General features: G+C 70.4%; 18 protein-coding genes. 7 read left to right on the top strand and 11 right to left on the bottom strand.

Translation table 11 applies throughout. The features are described from left to right. Positions 1 to 19 precede the first annotated feature (19 nt). From MYMAC_RS19275 to MYMAC_RS19290, 4 genes are all read right to left on the bottom strand, one after another. Entirely contained in the window at positions 20 to 1,786 is a 1,767-nt protein-coding gene (locus MYMAC_RS19275) for an N-acetylmuramoyl-L-alanine amidase (protein WP_095959134.1), read from the bottom strand. An 86-nt stretch (positions 1,787 to 1,872) separates the two neighbouring features. Then, complete coding sequence (locus MYMAC_RS19280) at positions 1,873 to 2,637, bottom strand: DUF3592 domain-containing protein (RefSeq protein ID WP_095959135.1); 765 nt, start codon at positions 2,635 to 2,637, stop codon at positions 1,873 to 1,875. 37 nt (positions 2,638 to 2,674) lie between these two features. Further along, complete coding sequence (locus tag MYMAC_RS19285) at positions 2,675 to 3,697, bottom strand: DUF3616 domain-containing protein (RefSeq protein ID WP_239988884.1); 1,023 nt, start codon at positions 3,695 to 3,697, stop codon at positions 2,675 to 2,677. Positions 3,698 to 3,813: 116 nt separating this feature from the next. Beyond that, positions 3,814 to 4,077, bottom strand: coding sequence for a hypothetical protein (locus MYMAC_RS19290; RefSeq protein ID WP_013940518.1), 264 nt, complete (start codon positions 4,075 to 4,077; stop codon positions 3,814 to 3,816). Positions 4,078 to 4,336: 259 nt separating this feature from the next. Between MYMAC_RS19290 and MYMAC_RS19295 the strand changes: the two genes are divergently transcribed. Then, entirely contained in the window at positions 4,337 to 4,894 is a 558-nt protein-coding gene (locus MYMAC_RS19295) for a sugar O-acetyltransferase (protein ID WP_013940519.1), read from the top strand. Between the two features lie 62 nt (positions 4,895 to 4,956). After that, the gene (locus MYMAC_RS19300; RefSeq protein WP_013940520.1) at positions 4,957 to 5,550 is read left to right on the top strand and encodes a DUF998 domain-containing protein; all 594 of its coding nucleotides are present in this window, start codon (positions 4,957 to 4,959) and stop codon (positions 5,548 to 5,550) included. 39 nt (positions 5,551 to 5,589) lie between these two features. On the opposite strand, the gene MYMAC_RS19305 is transcribed toward MYMAC_RS19300, so the two are convergent. From MYMAC_RS19305 to mutS, 4 genes are all read right to left on the bottom strand, one after another. After that, a complete protein-coding gene (locus tag MYMAC_RS19305; protein ID WP_043713387.1) occupies positions 5,590 to 6,042 on the bottom strand; it encodes a GNAT family N-acetyltransferase in 453 nt (150 codons plus the stop codon). Between the two features lie 35 nt (positions 6,043 to 6,077). After that, entirely contained in the window at positions 6,078 to 6,515 is a 438-nt protein-coding gene (locus tag MYMAC_RS19310; protein ID WP_238539744.1) for a tetratricopeptide repeat protein, read from the bottom strand. 242 nt (positions 6,516 to 6,757) lie between these two features. Next, on the bottom strand, positions 6,758 to 8,764 hold the full coding sequence (locus tag MYMAC_RS19315; RefSeq protein WP_095959137.1) for an amidohydrolase: 2,007 nt from the start codon (positions 8,762 to 8,764) through the stop codon (positions 6,758 to 6,760). A 433-nt stretch (positions 8,765 to 9,197) separates the two neighbouring features. Continuing rightward, on the bottom strand, positions 9,198 to 11,840 hold the full coding sequence (gene mutS / locus MYMAC_RS19320) for a DNA mismatch repair protein MutS (RefSeq protein ID WP_204817815.1): 2,643 nt from the start codon (positions 11,838 to 11,840) through the stop codon (positions 9,198 to 9,200). Between the two features lie 276 nt (positions 11,841 to 12,116). On the opposite strand from mutS, the gene nhaA reads away from it, so the two are divergent. The 3 genes from nhaA to MYMAC_RS19335 all read left to right on the top strand — a co-directional run bounded on the left by nhaA (position 12,117) and on the right by MYMAC_RS19335 (position 16,301). Continuing rightward, positions 12,117 to 13,466 carry a Na+/H+ antiporter NhaA gene (nhaA, locus tag MYMAC_RS19325; RefSeq protein WP_095959139.1) on the top strand — a complete coding sequence of 450 codons (1,350 nt, stop codon included), beginning with the start codon at positions 12,117 to 12,119 and terminating at the stop codon, positions 13,464 to 13,466. A 201-nt stretch (positions 13,467 to 13,667) separates the two neighbouring features. After that, positions 13,668 to 14,459 carry a transglutaminase domain-containing protein gene (locus MYMAC_RS19330; protein ID WP_095959140.1) on the top strand — a complete coding sequence of 264 codons (792 nt, stop codon included), beginning with the start codon at positions 13,668 to 13,670 and terminating at the stop codon, positions 14,457 to 14,459. Between the two features lie 150 nt (positions 14,460 to 14,609). After that, positions 14,610 to 16,301: an ABC1 kinase family protein gene (locus tag MYMAC_RS19335; RefSeq protein WP_095959141.1), complete on the top strand. Its 1,692-nt coding sequence runs from the start codon at positions 14,610 to 14,612 to the stop codon at positions 16,299 to 16,301. Between the two features lie 12 nt (positions 16,302 to 16,313). Here the strand turns inward: MYMAC_RS19335 and MYMAC_RS19340 are convergent, their stop codons facing one another. Continuing rightward, positions 16,314 to 16,778 carry a DUF2267 domain-containing protein gene (locus MYMAC_RS19340; RefSeq protein ID WP_013940528.1) on the bottom strand — a complete coding sequence of 155 codons (465 nt, stop codon included), beginning with the start codon at positions 16,776 to 16,778 and terminating at the stop codon, positions 16,314 to 16,316. Between the two features lie 218 nt (positions 16,779 to 16,996). Continuing rightward, positions 16,997 to 18,088, bottom strand: coding sequence for an alpha/beta hydrolase family protein (locus MYMAC_RS19345; protein ID WP_239988885.1), 1,092 nt, complete (start codon positions 18,086 to 18,088; stop codon positions 16,997 to 16,999). A gap of 439 nt (positions 18,089 to 18,527) precedes the next feature. Here MYMAC_RS19345 and MYMAC_RS19350 point away from each other — a divergent pair, with 439 nt between their 5' ends. Continuing rightward, complete coding sequence (locus MYMAC_RS19350) at positions 18,528 to 20,579, top strand: DUF7151 family protein (protein WP_157757516.1); 2,052 nt, start codon at positions 18,528 to 18,530, stop codon at positions 20,577 to 20,579. Between the two features lie 75 nt (positions 20,580 to 20,654). On the opposite strand, the gene MYMAC_RS19355 is transcribed toward MYMAC_RS19350, so the two are convergent. Beyond that, complete coding sequence (locus MYMAC_RS19355; protein WP_095959144.1) at positions 20,655 to 21,671, bottom strand: alcohol dehydrogenase; 1,017 nt, start codon at positions 21,669 to 21,671, stop codon at positions 20,655 to 20,657. 326 nt (positions 21,672 to 21,997) lie between these two features. Between MYMAC_RS19355 and MYMAC_RS37235 the strand changes: the two genes are divergently transcribed. Next, positions 21,998 to 22,144, top strand: coding sequence for a hypothetical protein (locus tag MYMAC_RS37235; RefSeq protein ID WP_013940533.1), 147 nt, complete (start codon positions 21,998 to 22,000; stop codon positions 22,142 to 22,144). Positions 22,145 to 22,160 lie beyond the last annotated feature (16 nt).

The following is a 22,160-nucleotide window of genomic DNA, read 5'->3' on the forward strand; positions in this document are numbered from 1 at the left end:
GGGCCGATGCCAGCCGCGCTCAGTCAACCTTCGCCACGCGGCGGCGGTCCCCGAGGAACTCCTCCACGCCCCGGGCAATCGCCTTGGCGACCTCGGCCTGGTAGACCTTGGACTTGAGCCGCGCCTCTTCGTCTGGGTTTGAGAGGAACGACGTCTCCACCAGGATGGCCGGCATCTTCACGCCCAACAACACATAGAAGAGCGCCTCCTTGTGGCCCAGGTCGCGGATGCCCTTGTACTTGCGGGACAGGTCTCCCACGAGGCTGCGCTGCACCTGGTTGGCGAGCCGGGTGGACTCCTCGGTGTTCGCCTTCGTGGCCAGGTCGGCCAGGATGAACTGGAGGTCGCTGATGCCCTTCTCCGAGGACGCGTTCTCCCGCGCGGCCAGGCGGATGGAGTAGCGGTCCGCGGAGGTGTTCAGGGTGTAGGTCTCGATGCCGCGCAGCGTGCGCTTCTCCGCGGCGTTGCAGTGGACGGAGATGAAGAGGTCGCCGTGCTCGGCGTTGGCGAACTTCGCGCGGTCCTCCAGGCGGATGAACCGGTCTTCATCCCGGGTGAGCACCACCTCCAGGCCCTTCTCGCGCAGCTCCTCCGCCAGCTTGAGGGAGATGGCCAGCGCCACGTCCTTCTCCCGCGTCCCGCGCTTGCCGATGGCGCCCGTGTCGTGGCCGCCATGGCCCGGGTCGATGATGACGCGGCGAACCTTCAGGCCGAGCTGCTCGACCAGCGTCAGCTCCATGCGGCGGGACTGCTTCGCCACGGCCTTCAGCCGGGCCTGCGCCACCTTGTCGTCCACCGGGCGGGTGATGGGCCGCGGCGGCTCGGCGGCGGCGACGGCCGCGTCCAGGCTGCCCTCGCGCGCCTCCGGCTTCGCGGGGGCGCTCGGCTCCTTCGCGGGGGCGCTCGGCTCCTTCGCGGGGATGGCGGGAGCGGGCTCGCGCGCCGTCTTCTCGATGGCCGCCACCAGGGAGGACGCGGAGCGCTCCGCGGGCGCGGAGGCCTCCACGTTGGAAGCCGCCTCCGTGTCCGCCGAGGCGACGGCCTTGTCCGAAGCGGGCGAGTCCTTGGACGCGACGGCCTTGTCCGGAGCGGCCGCGTCGCCCGTGGCGGCCGCGTCCACCGAGGCGGCGGCCTTGCCCGCAGTGGACGCATCCTCCGAGGCGCCACCCTTGCCGGAAGCAGACGCCTCCTTCGAGGCGACGGCCTTCCCGCTGGAGGCCGGCCGGGTGGACTCCTGCTTCGCCACCGCGGGCGCGCTCTTGCGCGGCGGCGTCTTGGGCCGCGGCAGCGAGGCCAGCAGCTCCCGCATCTCCCGCGCCTTGTCACCCTTCCCATTGACGGCCAGCGTCTCCGTCAGGACCTTGCGAGCGGCCTCCGGCTGGTCCAGGCGGTGGACGTGAATCTTCGCGAGCGCCAGCGCGCCGTCATCCGACAGCCGGTGCTTCGGGTAGCCCTCCAGCAGCCGGGTGTAGTCGGTGATGGACGCCTTGAGGTCCTCCTCCACGAAGGAGATGCGGCTCAGCTCCTGGAGCAGCTCCGCCGCCGTGTAGAGGGCATCCGGGGCGCGGGCGGACTTCGGGAAGCGCGCGGCCACGGACTCGAAGCGCGCCGCCACGTTGAGCCAGTGGTGGCGCAGCTTGCGCCGGGCGGCGTCGTCCTTCAGCGCGTAGTAGACCTTGCGAGCCCCCTGGTAGGCCTCCTCGGCTTCATCTCGCCTGGCGGCACCCACCGCGCTCGGGACGAGCAGCAGCAGCACGGGCAGCACGATGACGAGGCGCGAGTGCATGGGGTTCCTCCGGGTGGGTGCGAGCTACAGGCGTGTGTCACACAGCCCCACCCCCCCGGCAAATTTTCGGCCCCCACCCTCCCGCTTCAGCGAAGCCACCCCAGCACGCTCGCGAGGTCCTGGTCGATGACGCGGGCCCACCCGGGCTGCCGGGGCACCACCGCCGCCAGGACCTTCTCCCCGTTGCGCACCGGCGCCCGGCCCGGCCTCACCCGCGCGCGGACCGCGTGCTTGACGTCCTGCCGGAAGTAGTGGGCCGGGAAGGACACCTCGCCTCGGGACTCCGGCAGGGGCCCGTCTGGCGTCAGCCACACCAGCGCGCCCAGCCGCAGCGGCTCCACCTCCGAGCGCCACAGCCGCCGCATCTCCCACGCGAAATAGCCCACGGCCACCAGCACCCCCAGGCCGAGGCCCCAGGGCATCAGCCCCACGCGCAGCGCGCGGGAGCGGGCGAAGCGGGCCTCCCGCGGCCGGTCCGGCGCGGCGGGGTCCACCAGCAGCGTCACCCGGGCGCCCAGCCCCAGGCCTTCCGCGTACTCGGCGAAGGTCCGGATGTTGGCCACGGAGTGCTCCACCTCCGCGAAGGTGTAGATGACCTCCAGGGCGCCCTCCGCGCCTTCCCGGGCGTCCAGGGGCGGCAGCCGGGTGGTCATCACCCGCCCCTCCACCTCCTCGGCCCGGGCGGCGAAGCCCTGCTCCTCCACGACGTAGCGCCCGGCCCAGCCGGCCCCGGCGCCCAGGAGCGCCACCGCCGCCAGCCCCAGGAGGATGCCTCGCACCACGCGCCCCACGGCGCCGGGCACCTGCGTCAGTCGGACCTTCCTGGGGGCATGCGGAATGGCGAGCTGCATATGGCCGCGCAGCCTACCCCAAGCGCCGGGGGGCGGCTCACGGCGTTCCCGGCAGCCGCACCCAGACGCCCCGGAAGCGCTTGCGTGACGCGTCCTTCAGCCGCTTGCACGCCACGCCGTCCACCGGCGCGGTGCCGTCGTCGCTGAGCAGGAGGATCTCCTCGGCGTCCTCGGGCGTGAAGAAGGCCTCCGGGTTCAGGCCCGCCAGGTCCACCGACTCCACGGAGACGGGCGCGTCCTCGCCGCCGCGCCACGTGAAGAGGCGCGAGGTGCCCTCCCCCGCCGTGCCCCCGCTGATGATGAGGTAGCGCCCGCGCCACCACGACAGCGACCGGATGCCCAGGCCGCCCAGGTCGAGCTGCACCGGCTCGCCCAGCCGCGCCCGGGCGCCCTCCTCCACCAGCGCCACCGGATTGAGCAGCGGCACCAGCAGCGCCTTGCCCTCGGGGACGGGGCTGCGGAAGCCCACCAGGATGGAGCGCCCGTCCGGCATGGCCGTCATGCCCTCGATGTTCAGCCCCCCTGGGGCCTTGGGCGCCTTCGTCTCCGCCGCCTCCAGCCCGAAGCGCGCGAGCCGCGGCGCCGCGAGCAGGTCATCCAGGAGGCGCGTGTAAGGCCGCCCGACCAGGCGGGGCCCGGCCTCCGCGTCCTCGGTGGCGAAGAAGCGAAGCCGGCTGGGCGCCTTCTTCCCGGAGCTGTTGCGGCCATGCGACGTCAGCCAGAAGGACAGCGAGCCCAGCCCGGTGGCCGCCTCGATGTCCGTCTCCGGCGCCTTCTTCTTCGCCGCGGGGAGCTGCAGGTCCGGGGACAGGTCCACGCTCCGCACCGGCGGACCGCCCCGGCGCGCGTCGTAGACGCGGAGGATGTTGTCCTCGTCGTCACCCACGACGAACAGGTTGCCCCCGAGCGCCACCGCGCCCGAGGCGTCACACATCCCCTCGAAGACCAGCACCTCGCGGCCATCCACCGCCGCGGCGGCCTCGGGGGCCCGCCGCGCTCCCACGCCCTGCGCCGAACAGCCCCACACCAGCAATCCCATGCAGACAGGCAGCAGCCTCATGGCCCCACTCTTGGGCACGGCCGAAGCATCCGGGGAGTGGCGTGGCGGCTTCTGTGCGCTGCGCGACACCGGACCGAAGGGGCCGGCACATACGTTCGTGCCGGCCCGTCAGGAGCCTACGAGCACTGCCAGGCGCCCTCGATGCAGCGGCAGAAGGACCACTCACAGTAATTGGGGATGTAGCAACGGCGATTGCCGGGGGCCGTACAGGCCGTGCCCGCGACGTTCTGACACCAGTTCGAAGACGGGCCCGGCTCACACATGTTCTGCGCCTGCGTGTCGACGTGCTCGGCCGACCCGGGCGCGACCTCCTCCTGGCCCACGCCACACGCCACCAGGGACATCGACAACGCCATGACCGCCAATGCGCTTCGCAGCATCCGTGGGTTCCTTTCGCTCAGGCATTCCTGCCTGATTGGATTTTACACGGATTGCCCGCTTCAGCACAGGAGGCGGGACAGCCCGAGGCACGTGCGGCCTCGAATCCGCCTGGGCGTGGCGCGGTGAGAGACAGCCACGGGCGGGCTCCCTTCGCGTCACAGCGGGCGTTCCGCGTCGGAAAGTGGACGCGCGAGCAGGGGCGAGCTTCCAGTGACTGGCGTGGTGGGCAAGCGTCGCGCTCCATGACGAGGAGCCCCGATGAAGCGTGAGCGCCAGAAGATGCTCGACGGTGAGCTGTACGACCCGTTCGACCCGGAGCTGGTGGCGGCCAGGATTCGTGCGCGGGACCTCTGTCAGTCGCTCAACGCGACCCGGGAGGGCGAGCAGGAGGAGCGCAGGCGCATCCTGCGCGAACTGGTCGGCGTGGGTGGCGACACGGTGTGGATGCAGCCGCCCTTCTTCTGTGACTACGGCACGAACCTCGAGCTGGGCGAGCGCGTGTTCTTCAACTTCAACTGCGTCGTGCTGGACGTCTGCAAGGTCAGCATCGGCGACTACACGCTGTTCGGGCCAGCGGTGCAGATCTACACGCCCATGCACCCGTTCAACGCGGAGCTGCGGCGGAAGGAGGAGTACGGCAAGCCCGTCAGCATCGGCTCGGACGTCTGGGTGGGAGGCGGGGCCATCATCCTCCCGGGCGTCCGGATTGGCTCGCGGGCCGTGATTGGCGCGGGCAGCGTCGTGACGAGGGACGTCCCTGACGGCGTCTTCGCCGCCGGGAACCCCTGCCGCGTCATCCGCGAAATCACGGAGTAGCCGACCCCCGCCCGCGCGGGGCCTGCTTTCGCCCGGGAGGCTCCGCGCTTACTGGCAGGTGAATGAGCCTCTGGGTCCTCGTCGCGGCGGTGCTCGTCGGGTTGCTGGCCGCCGTGCCGCCGTGGTGGTTCGCGCGGCGGCGCCCCGGCTACAGCCATCTGAGGAACACCCTCAGCGAGCTCGGGGAGACCGGGGCTCCAGACGCGACCCGGGTGGCGTGGCTCGCCTTCGCGCCCCTGGGCCTCGCGGTCTGGGGCTTCGTGGCGCTGCTCGGAGGAAGGCTGCCGGACGACGCCGGGACGGGCCTGGTGCTGCTGTCGTTGCTGGGCGTGAGCTACGTGGGCGCCGCGGTGTTCCCCTGTGACGCGGGCGCGCCCTTCTGGGGGACCTGGCGGAACCAGGCGCACAACCTCGTCGCCGCCATCGGCTACTTCGGCGCGGGCGCTGGGTTGATTGAGCTGGGGCGCGCGTTCGAGGACATGGCGGCGCTGTCCAGCCTCGCGGCGCTCACGTCCGCGCTGGGAAAGGGCGTCCTCGCCGGAATCTTCGTGCTGTCGTTCGAATCGCCCGTGCGAGGACTCGTCCAGCGCCTCATCGAGGCGACGGTGTTCGGCTGGATGCTCCTGGTGGGCGCGTGGCTGGTGCTGGGCTCTTGAGCCAGGCTGGACGCGCAGCTTCGCGGGAAGGCGAAAATCCTACTCAGGCCCCAGCGCCATGAGCACCTCGGCCACGCCGTCCTCGTGCTGCGGGTTCTCCTGGGCCACCGCGCGGAAGCCGCACTTCTCCAGGACGCGGATCGACCCGACGTTGTGGACAGCGACGCACGCATGGAGCGGACGAGCCGGCTCGAGCACGAGGAACTCCGAGAGCGCCCGGGTCGCGGTGCCCTTGCCCCAGTGCTCGCGCCCCAACCAGTAGGCGACGAGGCGCTCTCCGTCCTGAGACCAACTGCCGATGTACCCGGCGACCTCTCCGCCAACGACGATGGTCCGGGTCACGTTTTCCGGGCGGAGGACCTTCGTGTTCCAGTGGGTCAGGAAGGCATCGCGTTCCCGCGACGGGAATGCGGCCATGCGCAACGCGGCTGCGTCCCGTTGGTGCTCGAAGAAGACCAGGAGGTCTTCAGCCATGACGTTGCGCAGCATCACCGAGGCGTCTCCAAGAGCCGATTCCACGGACATGCTCAGGCATCCTGGGCGGGAAGGAGGATCGACCTCACGAACTGGAGGTACTTCGCGTCCTCGCCGTCGAAGATCTCATCCCCGGCCCCCATGAAGGCGCGGGCCAGCTCGTCACCCGCGCGGCGCTTGTCGCCCAGCTCGAAGGCGCACTGCCCCAGGCGCAGGTGGATGAAGGGGTTCCCGAGCCCGTCAGGCAACGCCACGGCCCGCCGCAGGAACTCACGCGCCTCGGGGTACCGCTCCAGCAGGAAGAGCATGTCGCCAATGGCGACGCAGACCCACAGCGTTGACGGATGGCTGTCCTGGGGCTCGGGGAGCAACGCCAGCGCCTGCTCGAACCGCCCCAGCGCGCCCGCATGGTCCTCCAGGTCGGCCAGCGCGTTGCCCTGCTCACACAGCGCTTCAACGCGCGCTTCCAGTGCTTCCATTTTCGACGTCACGCGTGCTCCACGGTTGCCCTTCGCCACGCGGGAGCCTACATGGGAACCACGGGGCGCGCCCACGCAACATCCTTGGCCCCCGCGCGTCGCACGTCGCGGGCCCGGGGCTCAACCTCCAGGGCAAGATGTGCTTGGGGCCTTGCTACCTCCGGACTCCGCGCTCCGCGGCGGGCCATGTGCGGCCCCGGGCTCCTCCCGCATGCCACCCAGGGAGGAGCCCGGAAAGCAGCCATGGGCGGCAATCAGTTGCGCGTCTGGGTGGGCCGCCCGTTGAGGTAGGTCTGGAGCACCGGAATCTGGCTGATCTTCGTCGGGTCGCCGCCCTGGGCCGGGTCGAAGTCGAGCGGGTTGGCGCCCAGCACGACGAAGTCGGCCACCTTGCCGGGCTCGATGCTGCCGAGCAGCGTGTCGAGCTCGTGGTGACGCGCGGGGACCACCGTGATTGCGCGCAGCGCCTCCTCGACGGTCGCCGCGTGCTTCGCGCCCAGCACGTACTCCTTCGTGAAGTCCGGGTAGGACCAGGTGCGCCGCGTGACGGCCTGCTCCACGAACCAGAGCGGACGCGTGGGGGTCACCATGGAGTCACTGTGGAGTGAGAATGGAATCCCGTTCTCACGATCGTACGCGATGGGGTCGAGCTCACTCGCGGTCTCCTGCCCCAACATGCCCACGAAGGCATCCCCCCAATACGCCACGTGGCCAATCAGGTGCGTCACCTGCACGTCGAGCGCCGACACCGGCTTTCCATCCATGACCCCCGCGCCCTTGCGCAGGTCACCGATGCGCTTGGACACCGCGGGCTGGCCCACCGTGTTGTGGACGAGGAGCACGCGGTGAGGGTTCTCCTTCGACTGCTGGAGCCGCGACAGCGCATCCAGCGCCCACGAATTCGCGCCGTTGCCGTTGGCGTGGAGGTTGAAACGCCACGTCCCCTGCGCCCACAGCGGGCTCAACTGGTCGACGATGGCCTGCGCGCTGTCGTAATCCGCGCGGCCCTCGCCGTCACCGGAGCAGTGCCCACCTTCCAGGTACTGATAGGGCGAATCCAGCTTCGCGGTGCAGCCCTGCGTCGAGCCGTCCACCCAGACCTTGATGGCACCGGCGCCCAGCCACTTCGGCAGCGCGCATTCATTGCCGGCCTTCGGCTCACAGGCGGGCGCCGTCGGCTTGAGCCCCGCGGCCATCGCGGCGTCGGCGACCACGACGCCCGTGATTCGGAAGGGGAACCCGGGCAGCTCGGTGAACCGCTTCACGGCGTTGAGCTGCGCCACGCTCTGGAGCCCACCGTCCGCGATGGTGGTGACGCCCGCGTCGCGCATCGCGAGGATGGCGCGCTCGAGCTCCGCGCCGCCCTGCTCCGCGAGCTTGATCGGGTCGGAGTGCATCAGGGCCATCGGCAGGTCCTGCTGCATCGCCTTCAGGAACGGCCCGTAGGACGACGCCTCCTGAAGCAGCCCCGTGAAGTTTCCATCCGCATCCGTGGCCCACGCGCCACCGCCCTGCGCGACGGAGTCGGGCGGCTTGCAGCCCTTGACGACCCCGTTCGGACAGACAGCCTCGAAGGCCTTCTGGTTCACGTAGGCCAGGTGACCCGACTGGTCCAGGATGAGCACCGGCCGTTCCTTGGTCACACACGCGTCCAGGTAGAACTTCGGCTGCGTCATGAAGCTCGCGGGGCCGCCCTTCCCGCATCCCGTCGAGTTGTCGAACGTCTGTCTCGACGGGTCCAGGTTCATGCCCAGGACGAAGGATCCGCTCCCGGCGACGCTCGCGGGCTCCACCTTCATCGAGGAGAGCGCCCTCAGCACCTCGCTGCGGGACGAGCAGTCCTGGGACGGGTCCACCTGGTATGGAGGCGGCAGGCAGGGCGCCAGGTCGTGGGTCCCCAGCACGCTCTGAAGGAGCGTCGGCAGGAAATGCAGGTGCGGGTCGAAGAAGCCCGGCATCAAGACCTGCCCGGGCGCGAGCTGGACGACCTCCACCGCGGAGGACAGGCCCTGCTGGACGTCGCTCGCCTTGCCGACCTTCAAGATCTGGCCCCGGTCATCCACGAGGACGGCTTCGGCGATGGTCCCCTCGTCGTCCATGGTGAGGATCTTCCCCAGGAACAAGGTGGAGCCAGGCTTGGAGGGACCGCGCTCGACGGGCGCCGCGCAGGAGGACACGAAAGCAAGTGCGGCCACGAGCACGGAGGCGCGAGGGAACGCACGAGGAGGACACGAGAAAGCTCGATGCGGAGGTCCAGACATGAGGTTCCTTTTGTGAGGGGACGACAGCATACACAGAACCCAAATCAAATCCACGCATCCGCCAGGCGCAAATACAGACACGTCAAACAAGACACTCGACGCGTCAGCGTTGACGTTGACGCGTCAATCGCGGCGCCGGAGCCCGCGGACACCAGCAGTCCTGTCCATTGACACGCCAGGGCCGCCATTGACGCGTCAGGAAGCCCGCGCCCCACCATCCCGCCCTGTCCCAAGGCACGAGCCCAGGACGGACGGCGGACCGATATCCGCTCGCCACGGAGGAGGTGTCCTAGCGCGCAAGCATGGAGGCCTGGGCCAACTCCGTGCCCTTCGACCCGGGGCGGGACGGCGCCGAGCTGGTGCTGGCGTTGCTCGACCAGGCGGAGGTGCCGCTGAGCGCCGGCCAGGGGGAGGCCCGGCGCCCGGGCCCGCCCTACTCCAGCTCGCGCTGGAGCTTCGCCAGCAGATTCAGCGCCTCCAGGGGCGTCATCCGGTCGATGGAGGCCTCCTTCAGCGCCTCCAGCGCCTTCTGCTGCCCAGGCGTCACCCCAGGCCCCTGCGACGGGGCCGCCGGCTCCGCGCCAAACAGGCCGAGCTGCCCGGACGAGGGCCCACGGCGCCCGCCCTGCGGCTGCCGCACGGCGACCCGGGGCCTGCCCGCGTCATCCAGCTCCCCGGACTCCAGGTTCTGGAGCAGCTCGCGCGCGCGGCCCACCACCTCTGGCGGAAGGCCGGCCAGCTTCGCCACCTCGATGCCGTAGGAGCGGCTGGCCCCACCCGGCACCAGCTTGCGCAGGAAGATGACCTTGCCGTTCTGCTCCTTCACGGCGATGCACAGGTTCTTCACGCGGGGCCGCTCGCGGGCCAGGTCCACCAGCTCATGGTAGTGCGTGGCGAACAGCGCCCGCGCCCCCACCGTGTCGTGCAGGTGCTCCGCCACCGCCCAGGCAATGGAGAGCCCGTCGAAGGTGGACGTGCCACGGCCAATCTCATCCAGGATGATGAGGCTCTTGCGCGTGGCGTGGTGGAGGATGTGACTGGTCTCCGTCATCTCCACCATGAACGTGGACTGCCCACGCGCCAGGTTGTCCGCCGCGCCCACGCGCGTGAAGATGCGGTCACACAGGCCGATGCGCGCCGCCTTCGCCGGGACGAACGAGCCCGCCTGCGCCATCAGCGCCGTCAGCGCCACCTGCCGCATCACCGTGCTCTTGCCGGCCATGTTGGGGCCGGTAATCACCAGGAGCTGCGCGTCCTCGGACGGATCCAGCCGGACGTCGTTGGGGACGAAGGAGTCGCTCGCCCCCAGCATGCGCTCCACCACCGGGTGTCGCCCGCCGGTGATGCTCAGCGCCTCCGACGCGTCCACCTCCGGCCGCGTGTAGCCATACTCCGCCGCGCACCGCGCGAAGGACAGCAGCGCGTCCCCGGTGGCCACCGCCTCCGCGGCGGACCGGATGCGCGGCGCCGCCGCCACCACCTGCGTCCGCAGCTCCTCGAAGAGCTGGAGCTCCAGCGCGCAGCGCCGCTCCTCGGCGGTGAGCACCTGCTCCTCGTACTCCTTCAGCTCCGGCGTGACGAAGCGCTCCGCGTTCACCGTGGTCTGCTTGCGGATGTAGTCCCTGGGCACCCGGTCGAGGTTCGACTTCGTCACCTCCAGGTAGTAGCCAAAGACCTTGTTGTAGCGGACCTTCAGCGAGGAGATGCCGGTGCGCTCCTTCTCCCGCTGCTCGATCTGCAGCAGCAGATCCTTCCCGGACGTGGACAGCGCCACCAGCTTGTCCAGCTCCGCGTGGAAGCCGGCGCGAATCATGCCGCCTTCCTTCAGCGTCACCGGCGGCTCGTCCGCCACCGCTCGCGCCAGCAGCGCCGCCAGCTCCGGCAGCGCACCCAGCGGCCCCGTCAGCGACTTGAGCAGCGGGGACTCACACCGCGCCAGCACCGCCACCACCCGGGGAAGCTGCGCCAGGGACAGCCCCAGCGCGCGCAAGTCACGGGCATTGCCGGCGCCCAGCGACAGCCGGCCGCACAGCCGCTCCAGGTCCCCCACTTCCTTCAGGATGCCGGCCAGCTCCTCCCGCCACACGCTGCGCCCGGACAGCTCCTCCACCGCGTCCAGCCGCGCGTGGATCTCCGGCAGCGAGCCCAGCGGCGACGCCAGCCACCGCGCCAGCTTGCGCGCGCCCAGGCTCGTCACCGTCTTGTCCAGCACGCCCAGCAGCGAGCCCTTGCGCCCGCCGTCCCGCAGCGAGCGCAGCACCTCCAGGTTGGCCCGCGAGGACTCATCCATCAGGAGGCTGCCGCCGCGCTCCTGCCGGCTCAGCCGGTCCACGTGCGCCGCCGCCGTCTTCTGCGTGTCCTTCAGATAGCGCAGCGCCGCGCCCGCGGCCCCCGCCGCCAGCGGCGCGTCCTCCAGCCCGAAGGCGGACAGCGACTGCACCGCGAAGTGGCTCCGAAGGAAGCCCGCGGCTCGAGTGGGCTCGAAGGACGCGGCCTCGCCCTCCGCCACCGCCGGCGCGCGCACCAGCCGGGCGCAGAGCTGCGTCACCTCCGGCGCGTCCCGCTTCCCGTCCGCCACCAGCAGCTCGCGAGGCTCCACGCGCGACAGCGCCTCCGCCAGCTCCGCGATGCCCGGGGCCTCCAGGGCCAGGAATTCACCGGTGGACGCCTCCAGCAGCGCCGCGCCCCAGCCCTTGTCGTTCCAGCACACCGCGGCAAGGAAGTTGCTGGCCTGCGGCTCCAGCACCTCTTCGTCCAGCACCATGCCCGGCGTAATCACGCGCGTGACTTCGCGGCGGACGATGCCCGGCCCGCTGCCCGGCTCCTCCACCTGCTCGCAGATGGCGACCTTCAGGCCCTCCGACACGAGCCGGCCGATGTAGCGCCGCGCGGCATGGTAGGGCACCCCGCACATGGGCACCTTGTCCGCGCCCTTGGCCCTCGCGGTGAGGGTGATCTGGAGGATCTCCGAGGCCTTCACCGCGTCCTCGAAGAACATCTCGTAGAAGTCCCCCAACCGGAAGAACAGCAAGGAGTCCGGGTGGAGCGCCTTCACCTCCATGTACTGGCGCATCATGGGGGTCAGGGAGGCAATCTCCCGGGCGCCCGCCGCCTCGCTCACCGGCCCCACCTCGGGCGTCAGGTCCCCGGGGAGCTCCACCGCTGAACTCTTTCCCGCCTTCGTCTGCTGCGTCACGGCCATTGCCTGCCCTTCTCTCATGGCCCCACCCCCGGATCAACGAACCGGTTTCCTACCCGCCAAGTTCCCTTACCACGCGCAACCGACACTCCCTGGGGCCCGCCGCCGAAAACGGATGCGGCCCCCGGGTTCGCGCGGCATCGTGCGCGCCGCATGCCGCAGACCCCCACCTCCGACGAGGCCCGCCCCCGGCCTCCCCTCCCCGCGCTCTTCCGCGTGGCCGTGGCGCCCATCCAGGCCTTCTTCCGCCTGGAGGCGGCCAGCGGCATCCTGCTGGCGCTGTGCGCCGTGGCCGCGCTCGCGTGGGCGAACTCCCCGTGGGCCGCGACCTACCCCGCGCTCTTCGACGCCCGGATGGTGGTGGGGGTGGCGGGCACCCAGGGCCACTTCACCTTCCGGGAGCTCATCAACGACGGGCTGATGACGCTGTTCTTCTTCGTCGTCGGCATGGAGATCAAGCGCGAGCTGAGCTCGGGCGAGCTGCGCACCTTCTCCCGCGCGGTGCTGCCGCTCATCGCGGCGATGGGCGGGATGATTGTCCCCGCCCTCGCCTACTCCGCCTTCAACTACGGCACGCCCGCCCAGGCCGGCTGGGCCATCCCCATGGCCACCGACATCGCCTTCGCCATTGGCTGCCTCACGCTGGTCAAGGCGCGGGTGGGCCATGGGCTCGTGGTGTTCCTCACCGCGCTGGCCATCTTCGACGACATCGGCGGCATCCTGGTCATCGCGCTCTTCTACGGCTCGGGCCTGCATGGCGGCTGGCTGCTCGCGGGCGTGGGCGTGCTCGCCGTGCTGGCGTGCCTCAATCACTTCCAGGTGCGCAACGGCGTGGCCTATGCGCTCGCGGGCGGGGCGCTCTGGTACGCCATGCACCACGGCGGCATCCACGCCACGCTGGCCGGCGTGGTGCTGGGCCTGTTCATCCCCGCGCGCCCCCTGCGCCCGGGCCGGCAGGTCCTGGAGGAGCTGGGCCGCTACGTGGACCGGACGCTCCAGACGCCCGTGGATGAGACGGCCCGAGGCGCGCAGATCCTGTACATCGAGGAGCGGCTGGAGGAGCTGGAGCCGCCGCTCAACCGCTTCGTCCACCTGTGGCACGTCCCGGTGGCGTACGGCATCGTGCCGCTCTTCGCGCTGGCCAACTCGGGCATCTCGCTCGCGGGCATGGGCTGGGGAGACCTGCTGCGTCCACTGCCCCTGGGCATCATCGCGGGCCTCTTCGTGGGCAAGCAGGTGGGCATCTTCCTCTTCACCTGGGGCGCGGTGAAGCTGGGCGCGGCGGAGCGGCCCGGCGGCGCGTCCCTCCCGCAGCTCCATGGCGTGGCGGCGGTGGCGGGCATCGGCTTCACGGTGGCGCTCTTCGTCGCCGGGCTGGCCTTCCCCGGGCAGCCGGAGCTGCTGACGGAGGCCAAGCTGGGAATCCTGGTGGGCTCGCTGCTGTCCGCGGTCGTGGGTTACGGCCTCTTGCGCTTCGTGGCCAGGCCCGCCGTCCCGGCGTGACGCGGAGGACTGCGGGGGGTGATGACGCCGGTCACCACTCCGCCAACGGCTGTCACCAGCGCCGCGGGCCTTCGCTCGGGGGGACGGGCTCGCGCACCCTGTAAATCCAGGGGGTTGGCGCTCACGCCCGACCACCTCCGCGTTGGCACACGCCCTGCTCATGGGCCAGGCATCCCCACGCTTCCTTCAAGGACCTATCCCATGGCGATCTCCTCCCTGTCGCGCCCGTCCTCCACCGCTTGCACGAAGCGCGCTTCCGAAGCCGCGCAGACGTCACAGAGTGTCGTGGTGAAGGTCGTCAACCCGGACGGCACGACGGTGAAGACGGTGGACTCCGCGAAGCAGCCCCAGGAGTTCGCCGACCTGTTGAAGAAGATGGGCCTGACGAAGGAGGGCCTCCTGAAGGGAGAGGGCGCGAAGGGCGCGTGTCCGAAGCCCGCCGAGTCGCGCTTCCAGCAGAACTGGCGCGCCGACAGCTTCGAGCCGTCCAAGCCCCAGGGCCAGAAGCCGCGGCCCACGCCGGCGCCCACCCAGGCGCAGCCCACGCCAACGCCCGCCAAGGCGCAGCCTGCGCCCGCCACGGCGCAGGCCGAGAAGGGCTCTCCCTCGGGCAAGAGCGCGGACGCGGTGGCCCAGGACATCGCGAAGCAGGCCACGGAGTGGACGTATGACTACACGGGCGGCAAGGCGTGGGACGCCGCCATGAAGAACGCCGGCACCTTCGACAAGACGCAGGCGGGCGTCTGCGTGGACATGGCCATCGAGGCCGAGCAGCGCTTCGAGAAGGCCGGCGTGGACGCGCGCGTCGTCTTCGGAAAGACGGGCCGGGGCGACCACGCGTGGGTGGAGTTCAAGGACGACCAGGGCAAGTACCAGGCCTTCGACCCCACCGCCGCGGCGTGCACCAAGAAGGCCGATGACGCCATCACCCCGTACGACAACAACCTCTACAACTACGGGAGCATCTTCCAGACCCACCAGGCCGTGCCCTGAAGCGCCCGCGGGGGCGTCCACCGCGCGGGCGCCCCAGCGCGGGGCGCCCCCTTCCCTCGCGCAGCGGACAGTTCCGGCGTGAGAACAGGTACGCGCGAGCGTCGTGGCCAAGCCGGCCGTCACAGCGTAACGTAGCGGCCAGGAACGCTCGTGATTCTCCAGGACCTCAACCGCGTGCGGCAAATCACCGTCATCGCCGCCCGCCATGGCTTTGGCGAGCTGGCGGAGCGCGCGGGGCTGTGGCGCATCGTCGGACGCAAGGAGAAGGTGGAGGTCTCGCCGGAGGCGCAGCGCGCCTCCACCGCGCGGCGCTTCCGCATGCTGCTCAATGATTTGGGCCCCACCTTCGTCAAGCTGGGCCAGGTGCTGTCCACCCGCGCGGACCTGCTGCCCGCCGAGTACATCGACGAGCTGGCCATGCTCCAGGACCACGTGGAGCCCATCCCGCTGGAGGCGGTCCACGCGCAGATTGAAGACTCGCTGGGCGCTCCGGTGGACGCGCTCTTCGCCACCATCGACCCGTCGCCGCTGGCCGCCGCGTCCATCGCCCAGGTGCACCGCGCGGTGACGCTGGAGGGCGAAGAGGTGGTGGTGAAGGTGCAGCGGCCCGGCATCGCCGCGCGCATCGACTCCGACCTGGGCGTGCTGCGCAGCCTGGCGCGCCTGCTGGAGGCCGTGGTGGAGGAGACGGGCGTCTATACGCCCACCGGCATCGTGGACGAGTTCGACCGGGCCATCCACGAGGAGCTGGACTTCATCAACGAGGCCACCAACATCCGGGCCTTCCTGGAGAACCACCGCGAGCGGCCCTACCTCAAGATTCCGCGCGTCTACGCCACCCTGTCCAGCCGCACGGTGCTGACGCTGGAGTTCATCCGGGGCGTGAAGCTGAACCCCGCGGAGCTGAGCGAGCCCGAGCGCAAGGCCATTGCCCAGAACATCCTGGACGCCTCCTTCCGGCAGCTCTTCGAGGACGGGCTGTTCCACGGCGACCCGCACCCGGGCAACCTCCTGCTGATGGAGGACCACCGGCTGGCGCTGCTGGACTTCGGCGTGGTGGGCAGGCTGTCGCGCCCCATGCAGGAGACGCTGGTGATGCTGTGCCTGGCGGTGGCGCTCAAGGACAGCGAGTCCGTGGCGCGCATCCTCTACCGCATGGGCGTGCCGGACGCGCGCGCCAACCTGGTGGGCTTCCGCAACGACATCGAGGCGCTGCTCGGGCAGCACCTGGCCACCACGCTGGGGCAGGTGGACACGCGCTCGCTGCTGCGGGACTTGCTGGACCTGGCGGTGAAGTACCGCATCCGCATCCCCAAGGAGTACGCGCTGCTCAGCCGCGCCTCCGTGTCCACGGAGGGCATGCTGCGCAGCCTGTACCCGGAGATGAACATCATCGAGGTGGCGCTGCCCTACGCCAAGGAGCTGCTGGCCGGGCGCTACGACCCGATGCAGCTCCAGGGCGGGCTGATGCGCACGCTGCTGCGCTTCCAGTCCATGGCGCAGGACCTGCCCACGCAGCTCTCCCAAATCCTGCTGGACATGGAGTCCGGCAAGTTCACCGTCACGGTGCGCGCGGACCAGTTCGACAAGCTGAATGAGAACCTGCGCAGCGCGGCGGTGATTGCCTTCATGGGCCTGTGCGCGTGCGGCTTCATCGTGGGCGCGTTCATCTCCTTCGCGCCCAAGCCGTGGATGTACGGCAACGTGCCGGTGCTCGGCGCGGTGGGCATCGCGGTGGCGGCGGCCTTCTTCGGCGCGGCCATCACCTGGTACCTCTTCGGGGGCCGGGGCCTGGGCAAGGTGCGCTTGAGCCGCTTCCTCAAGAAGCCCAGGCGCAAGTAGCCGCGGCGTTGCCTAGACGGGCCGGCGCCACAGGTCGGCGAGGTCCGCCGGGAGCTGCGAGGCCACGGCCGCCACCTCGTCGTCCGGAATCCTGTCCCTCACGGCGGTGAACACCGCCGTCAGCACGCGCATCGCCTGGTCCGTGGGGATGCGGAGGTGGTCCGCCACGTCGGTGATGAACTCCGCGCGCCCCATGCGCTTCGCGTGAGACGGCCCCCGGTGGATGGAGCAGGCACCCAGGATGGTGCCGATGCCGCCCTTGCCCAGGGACCAGAGCAGCTTGAGGTCCTCGCCGTCGGACAGGCGCCGCGCGAGCGTGCAGAACACCGCCTCCGCGCCCTTCCGGGCGTCCACGCCATTCACCTGGAACTCGCGGCTGTTCCCCAGCTCGTCCAGGAAGCCCTGGAGGTCCTGGGGCTCGTCACGCTCCTTCACCGGCGTGGCGCTGTTGATGGGGGGTTCGGTGTGCTCCGCCATGGGGCTGCCTCCTTGCATGCCAGCGCGGCCGTGCCGCGCGCCTGTCATGGTGGACACGGCGCGCGCGCGCATCATCCGGGGAGCGCCGTGCGCCTCGGCCCGTCACCTTCTGGGCGAGCGCTCGGCAGGGAGCCGCCCCTCCCCATGATGACGCGGTGGAGTGGAAGCCGAACCGCGCGGGGGCTCGCCCCGCGCCGACTCACGGAGCGTCCGGGCCGCTACCGCTGAACGCCCAACGCCTGGCGGAAGAACATGACCGCCTCATGGCGGGTGCGCGCCTGCGAGGCCGCCCGCGTGCCGGGCGTGGCGTCCTGGCACAGCATGGCCGCCACCTTGAAACCCAGCGGCGCGCACTCGGGAAGGAAGGTGAAATGGGCCGCGTCGTCCAACACCACCGACTTCGCCTGGGGCAGCAGCTTCGCCAGGTGGAGGCCGTTCCGCTCATGCGGCATCAGCTCGTCCCCCTTGGCGAGCACCAGCGCCACCGGCACGTCGACGTCCGCCACGTCCCGCGCCTCATAGGTCCCCGCCAGGCCCGGCGCCATGGCGAAGGCCGCGCGCACCCGCGAGTCCTTGTACGACGCCCGCGCCACCTTCATGTCGATACGGCCGTAGTCCACCTCGCGAAGCTCGTCGCACCCGGGATGCCCGCGCGTCTCCGGCGATGTACACAGGCCGGCGAGCGGTGCCAGGTTGAGCCGCGCGCCCGCGAGCGCCAGCGCCGTGTAGCCCCCCATCGAGTGCCCGGCGGCGCCGATGCGCCGTGGATCCACGCGCGGGCCCCAGACTGAATCCTTCAAGAAGCCGTCCAGGAGGGCCGTGAAGTCCTGGGGCCGCTCCCACGCGCGCACGTAACCCTCGGGGCTCGTGTCCCCGTAGGCATTGCCGGGGTGGTCCACCGACACGACGATGAACCCGTGCGCCGCCAGGTGCACGCCGAACCACGACAGGTTGATGGCCGAGCCGCCATTGCCGTGGGAGAGGACCACCAGCGGCCAGCGCTCCTGGGCCCCCGAGAACGGCGCGTCCTTCGCGGCGATGAAGGGCACGAAGATGGGAGACGCCAGGTTCGCCTCCATCGGCGTGCCGCGGGGCGCCGGATACCACACCACCGTCTTCAACGTCCGGTTGCGTGCCGCGTCCTTGAAGGTCAGCGACGAGAAACCCACCGCATGGGCCGCGTCATCGCTCTTGGATGACCTGCCCGCCGAGGGTGACGCTGGAGGAGGCTCCTCTGGCGCGGGCCGTGAGGACACACAGCCCCCGGCCAGGAGCGAGCCCCCGATGAGCCCTGCGCCCAGGACCTTCATGTGGCGGTTGCCGACCTGTGCACTGCGACCCAGAAGCGGATGATGACGCATGAGGACCGACCGAGGGTGTCCGGACACCAGGCCCGGAGAATGGACGTTGGGGACTGCCCGAGGACGACGGCCGTGCCGCGCCCCCCGGCACGAGGCGCCAGTCCTGCACACCGCGCGGCGCCTCGCAGGGACACCTGCCCTTCGCCTGGAACAACGCCTGAGCGGCGGAACGATTGCGACGCGCTGCGCACTCCGCTCACTCCGCGGGGAGCAGAACGGAGGGCCCGACCAACCGGCAGGCGACACAGGGGTCGGGACTTGCCCCCTCCACCCGCTCCAGGCCCGGCGCGGTCCGCCAAGGAAATCGCCTGGCTGCGTATATAGGCACGCTGGGCGACATCCGCCCACAGCCCCGGAGCGTGAAGCCTTGCAGCCAATCCCCAGCGCGATGAGTGCCCCTGTTCCGCACAGGCTTCTGCGTCAGCCGCGGACAGACCGATGGCAGTCCCTGGCGCTGGGGCTCCTCCTGTGCGTCACCGGCTGCAGTGAGCCCGAAGGGGCGTGGCTGGAGGTGCCCGGGGAGGAGCCCCCCGGTCTGAACTGCCTCCACGGAGGCCGCTCGCTGCTCGCGGGGACGGACGACAATGGGAACGGCAGGCTCGACGAGGACGAGGTCCGCCAGCGAACCTACAGTTGCACCTCCCCGGAAGCCCTGAGCGTGGCGCGCGCCGAGCCTCCCGGGGTGAACTGCGAGTTCGGAGGGACCGCGCTCCGGACGGGCCTGGACCTGGATGGGGACGGCCTGCTGTCGGACACCGAGGGAACCTCCATCCAGTATGTCTGTGAGCGCGCCGCGCCCACCATCTTGAGCCGCGTGCGCCACGAGCCCGCCGGAGCGGCCTGCGCCACGGACGGCTCCGCCGTGGAGAGCGGCCTGGACGTGGACGGTGACGGGGAACTGTCGCGGGAAGAGGTGACCACGACGCGGTATGTCTGCGGCGTGCGCGCGCTGCTGCGCGTGGACCCCGAGCCCCCGGGGGAGCGGTGCCCGGCGGGAGGCACCGTGGCGCGAGGCGGCCCGGACCTGGACGGAGACGGCCAGTTGGACGACGTGGAGGTGGAGTCCACGCGGTACGTCTGCGATGCCCGCGCGCTGACCCGGGTGGACGTGGAGCCTCCGGGTCCGCGCTGCCCGGGAGGCGGCGCCGTGGTGCACACCGGCGGCGACACCAATGGTGACGGGGTGCTCCAGGACACGGAGGTCCGCTCCTCGGAGACCGTCTGTGAGCGCATCATCAATGGCGATGTGTGGGTCTCCACCCAGTTGGAGCTCGCCAACCTCCAGGACGTGACGGTCATCACCGGCAGCCTGTACATTGAGGGCCGCAGCGTGGTGAACGTGGCGCTGCCCGCGCTGAGGCTCGTGGGCGGACAGGTGGACCTCGACTCCCTCCAAGAGGTTCGCAACCTGTCGCTGCCGGCACTCCGGTCCGCTCACTCCGTCATCGTCTCGGACAGCCCCCTGCTGGAGCGGGTGTCGCTTCCGGCGCTGGCGCAAACCACCTACGTCTCGATTGCGCGGAACGCCGCGCTGGAGGCGGTCGACTTCGAGGCCCTGGTGAGTGTGGGCGACTTCGATGTCCGGGACAACCCGCGGCTCGCATGGCTGAATGTCCCGCGCCTCTGGTGGGCGGATGACGTGGGCTTGTGGGGGCTGGCCGCGACGCGCATCGAGCTGCCGTTGCTCTACCTCGTCAAGAACCTCTACATCGTCGACGGCGCTGCCGAAGAGGTCCTCCTCCCGGGCCTGTCCATCACGCTCGGGGACGTCGTCATCGGGAGGATGGCGGGCCTGCGCCAGCTGGACCTGCCCAGCCTCAACGTCGTGAACGGGATGTTCCTTGTTCGCGACACGGCGGCGCTGACGTCCTTCTCCCTCCCACGCTTGGAGACGATCGAGGGGCACTTCAACCTCTGGAGCAATGCCGCGCTGACGCACTTCGACGTGCCCTTGCTGCGGGGCATCGGCGGGTGGCTCGATGTGAGCTTCAACGACTCGCTCACCACCCTCGATGGACTGAGGAGCGTGCAGTACCTCGGCAATCAACTCACGCTGAACGGCAACGCCCGGCTCACTTCCCTGGAGGGGCTCGCCTCGCTGATAGACGTGCGTCACTACTTCAACATCCGCGGGACCGCGCTCACCCGGCTGGGCCTTCCGGCGCTGAGGCGCGTGGACCGGCTGGTGATGGACGACAACCCCACGCTCACGACGCTGGACCTGCCGAGGCTGGACAACGCCATATCCATCGCCCTGATGGACTCTCCGGAGCTGCGCGAGTTGGGGCTGCCCCGGATGCGCTACCTCCTGGACTTCCTGGGTGTGTGGCAGAGCCCGGTGCTGCCGCGCTGCCATGTGAATGGCTTCCTCGAGCAGCTCGACAACCCGGTGCCAGAGGTCACGCTCTGGGGAATCGACGACGTGAGCACCTGCGAGTAGGCGCAGCCGTGCTGTACGCGAGACCGCGGCAACTGGCCGAGCCAGCGAAGGCGAAGTGAGGGGCAAGCACCCTGCTCATCGCATCTTGAGCACCACCCGGAAGCGGGCGTGGTTGCTCATCATCCGCTCGTAGGCCTCGCCGGCGCGCTCCAGGGGGAACACCTCGTTCTGGGAGCGCACGCCCGTGAGCGCGCTGAAGGCCAGGGTGTCCTGAGAGTCCTGCGGAACGCCGCTGGGCCACCCTTGGACGCGATTGCGCTTCATGATGAGCTGCAGGCTGGTGACGGGAATGGGCTCCGTGCCCGCGCCCAGCAGGAGCAGGACGCCGTCGCGGCCCAGGCCGCCAATCAGGCCCGCCGCCAGGCTGCTGCTCGACGCGGTCATCATGATGACGCGCGCGCCGCCCAGGGCCTGGAGCGCCTTGCTCACGTCGCCCTTCTCCGTGTCGATGTACTCATGGGCGCCCAGCTCCGTCGCCAGCTTCCGCTTGTCCGCCCCGCGAGAGATGGCCACGGTGCGGAAGCCCAGCTTGCGCGCGAACTGGATGGCCAGGTGCCCCAGGCCGCCAATGCCCTGCACCGCCACCAGGGAGCCCGGCTTCGCGCCCATGTTCCTCAGGGAGTTGAAGGTCGTCACACCCGCGCACAAGAGCGGCGCGGCGTCCTCGGACTTCATGCCGTCCGGGACGCGCGCCAGGGCCTCCTGGGGCGCGAGCATGTACTCGGCGTAGCCACCGTCGTAGCTGATGCCGCAGACCTGCTGGAAGTCACAGGTGACGAAGTCGCCCACGCGGCACGCGGGACACTGGCCGCAGTGGCCGCCATGCCAGCCCACGCCCACGTGCTGGCCCGCCTTCCACACCGTCACCCCGGGCCCCACCTTGTCGATGCGGCCCACCACTTCATGGCCAGGCACCCGCGGGTACTGCACGGGCATCCACCCCTCCTTGGTGATGGCATCGCTGTGGCAGACGCCACACGCGTCCACGGCGATGAGCACCTGTCCGGGGCCGGGCTCGGGGACGTCCCGCTCCACCATTTCGAGCGGGCCCTTCGCCTGCTTCACCTGCACCGCCTTCATCTTCCTGGCCATCGCGCCTTCCCCCATGGGTGTGAAGAACGCGGGTGAATATGGGCAGCCACCGATGTGAAGGCGACAGCCCTGCTGGCCTTGAGGTGGCGGCCGTGCGAGCAGCCGCCTCCACGCCGGTGTTGCTCAGCGGCGTCAACGCCTTACGAAACGAGCGGCGCCTCTCGCGATCTGGACTGGAGCAGGGTTTGCGTGAGCCCGCCCAGAGCGGAAGCATCCTCTGCCTTCGGCCGTTTGTGTCTGCCTGACAGCAATGGCATGATAGCCGTCCTGGCGGCGTCCGAGTCGCCCGGTGTTGGGCGCCTCCCACCAGGCAAGAGGAGATGGTGATGACCCAATCGTCCAAGTCGAAGAAGCTCCAGGCGCAGCTCAAGGCACTCGACAACGCACTGCCTGCCCCCGCCGTGTCCGTCCCCGGAGCGCCCGTGGCGCCGAAGATCGACGAGGGCAACGATAGGTACGGCGGCTATCCCTGACCCCATCGCTCGCTCG

This window comes from Corallococcus macrosporus DSM 14697, assembly GCF_002305895.1.
Taxonomy (GTDB): domain Bacteria; phylum Myxococcota; class Myxococcia; order Myxococcales; family Myxococcaceae; genus Myxococcus; species Myxococcus macrosporus.

Coding starts and splice junctions, on each gene's coding strand:
- MYMAC_RS19275 (WP_095959134.1), bottom strand. CDS start 1,786: ATGCACTCGCGCCTCGTCATCGTGCTGCCCGTGCTGCTGCTGCTCGTC.
- MYMAC_RS19280 (WP_095959135.1), bottom strand. CDS start 2,637: ATGCAGCTCGCCATTCCGCATGCCCCCAGGAAGGTCCGACTGACGCAG.
- MYMAC_RS19285 (WP_239988884.1), bottom strand. CDS start 3,697: ATGAGGCTGCTGCCTGTCTGCATGGGATTGCTGGTGTGGGGCTGTTCG.
- MYMAC_RS19290 (WP_013940518.1), bottom strand. CDS start 4,077: ATGCTGCGAAGCGCATTGGCGGTCATGGCGTTGTCGATGTCCCTGGTG.
- MYMAC_RS19295 (WP_013940519.1), top strand. CDS start 4,337: ATGAAGCGTGAGCGCCAGAAGATGCTCGACGGTGAGCTGTACGACCCG.
- MYMAC_RS19300 (WP_013940520.1), top strand. CDS start 4,957: ATGAGCCTCTGGGTCCTCGTCGCGGCGGTGCTCGTCGGGTTGCTGGCC.
- MYMAC_RS19315 (WP_095959137.1), bottom strand. CDS start 8,764: ATGTCTGGACCTCCGCATCGAGCTTTCTCGTGTCCTCCTCGTGCGTTC.
- mutS (WP_204817815.1), bottom strand. CDS start 11,840: ATGATGCGCCAGTACATGGAGGTGAAGGCGCTCCACCCGGACTCCTTG.
- nhaA (WP_095959139.1), top strand. CDS start 12,117: ATGCCGCAGACCCCCACCTCCGACGAGGCCCGCCCCCGGCCTCCCCTC.
- MYMAC_RS19330 (WP_095959140.1), top strand. CDS start 13,668: ATGGCGATCTCCTCCCTGTCGCGCCCGTCCTCCACCGCTTGCACGAAG.
- MYMAC_RS19340 (WP_013940528.1), bottom strand. CDS start 16,778: ATGGCGGAGCACACCGAACCCCCCATCAACAGCGCCACGCCGGTGAAG.
- MYMAC_RS19345 (WP_239988885.1), bottom strand. CDS start 18,088: ATGAAGGTCCTGGGCGCAGGGCTCATCGGGGGCTCGCTCCTGGCCGGG.
- MYMAC_RS19350 (WP_157757516.1), top strand. CDS start 18,528: ATGAGTGCCCCTGTTCCGCACAGGCTTCTGCGTCAGCCGCGGACAGAC.
- MYMAC_RS19355 (WP_095959144.1), bottom strand. CDS start 21,671: ATGGCCAGGAAGATGAAGGCGGTGCAGGTGAAGCAGGCGAAGGGCCCG.
- MYMAC_RS37235 (WP_013940533.1), top strand. CDS start 21,998: ATGACCCAATCGTCCAAGTCGAAGAAGCTCCAGGCGCAGCTCAAGGCA.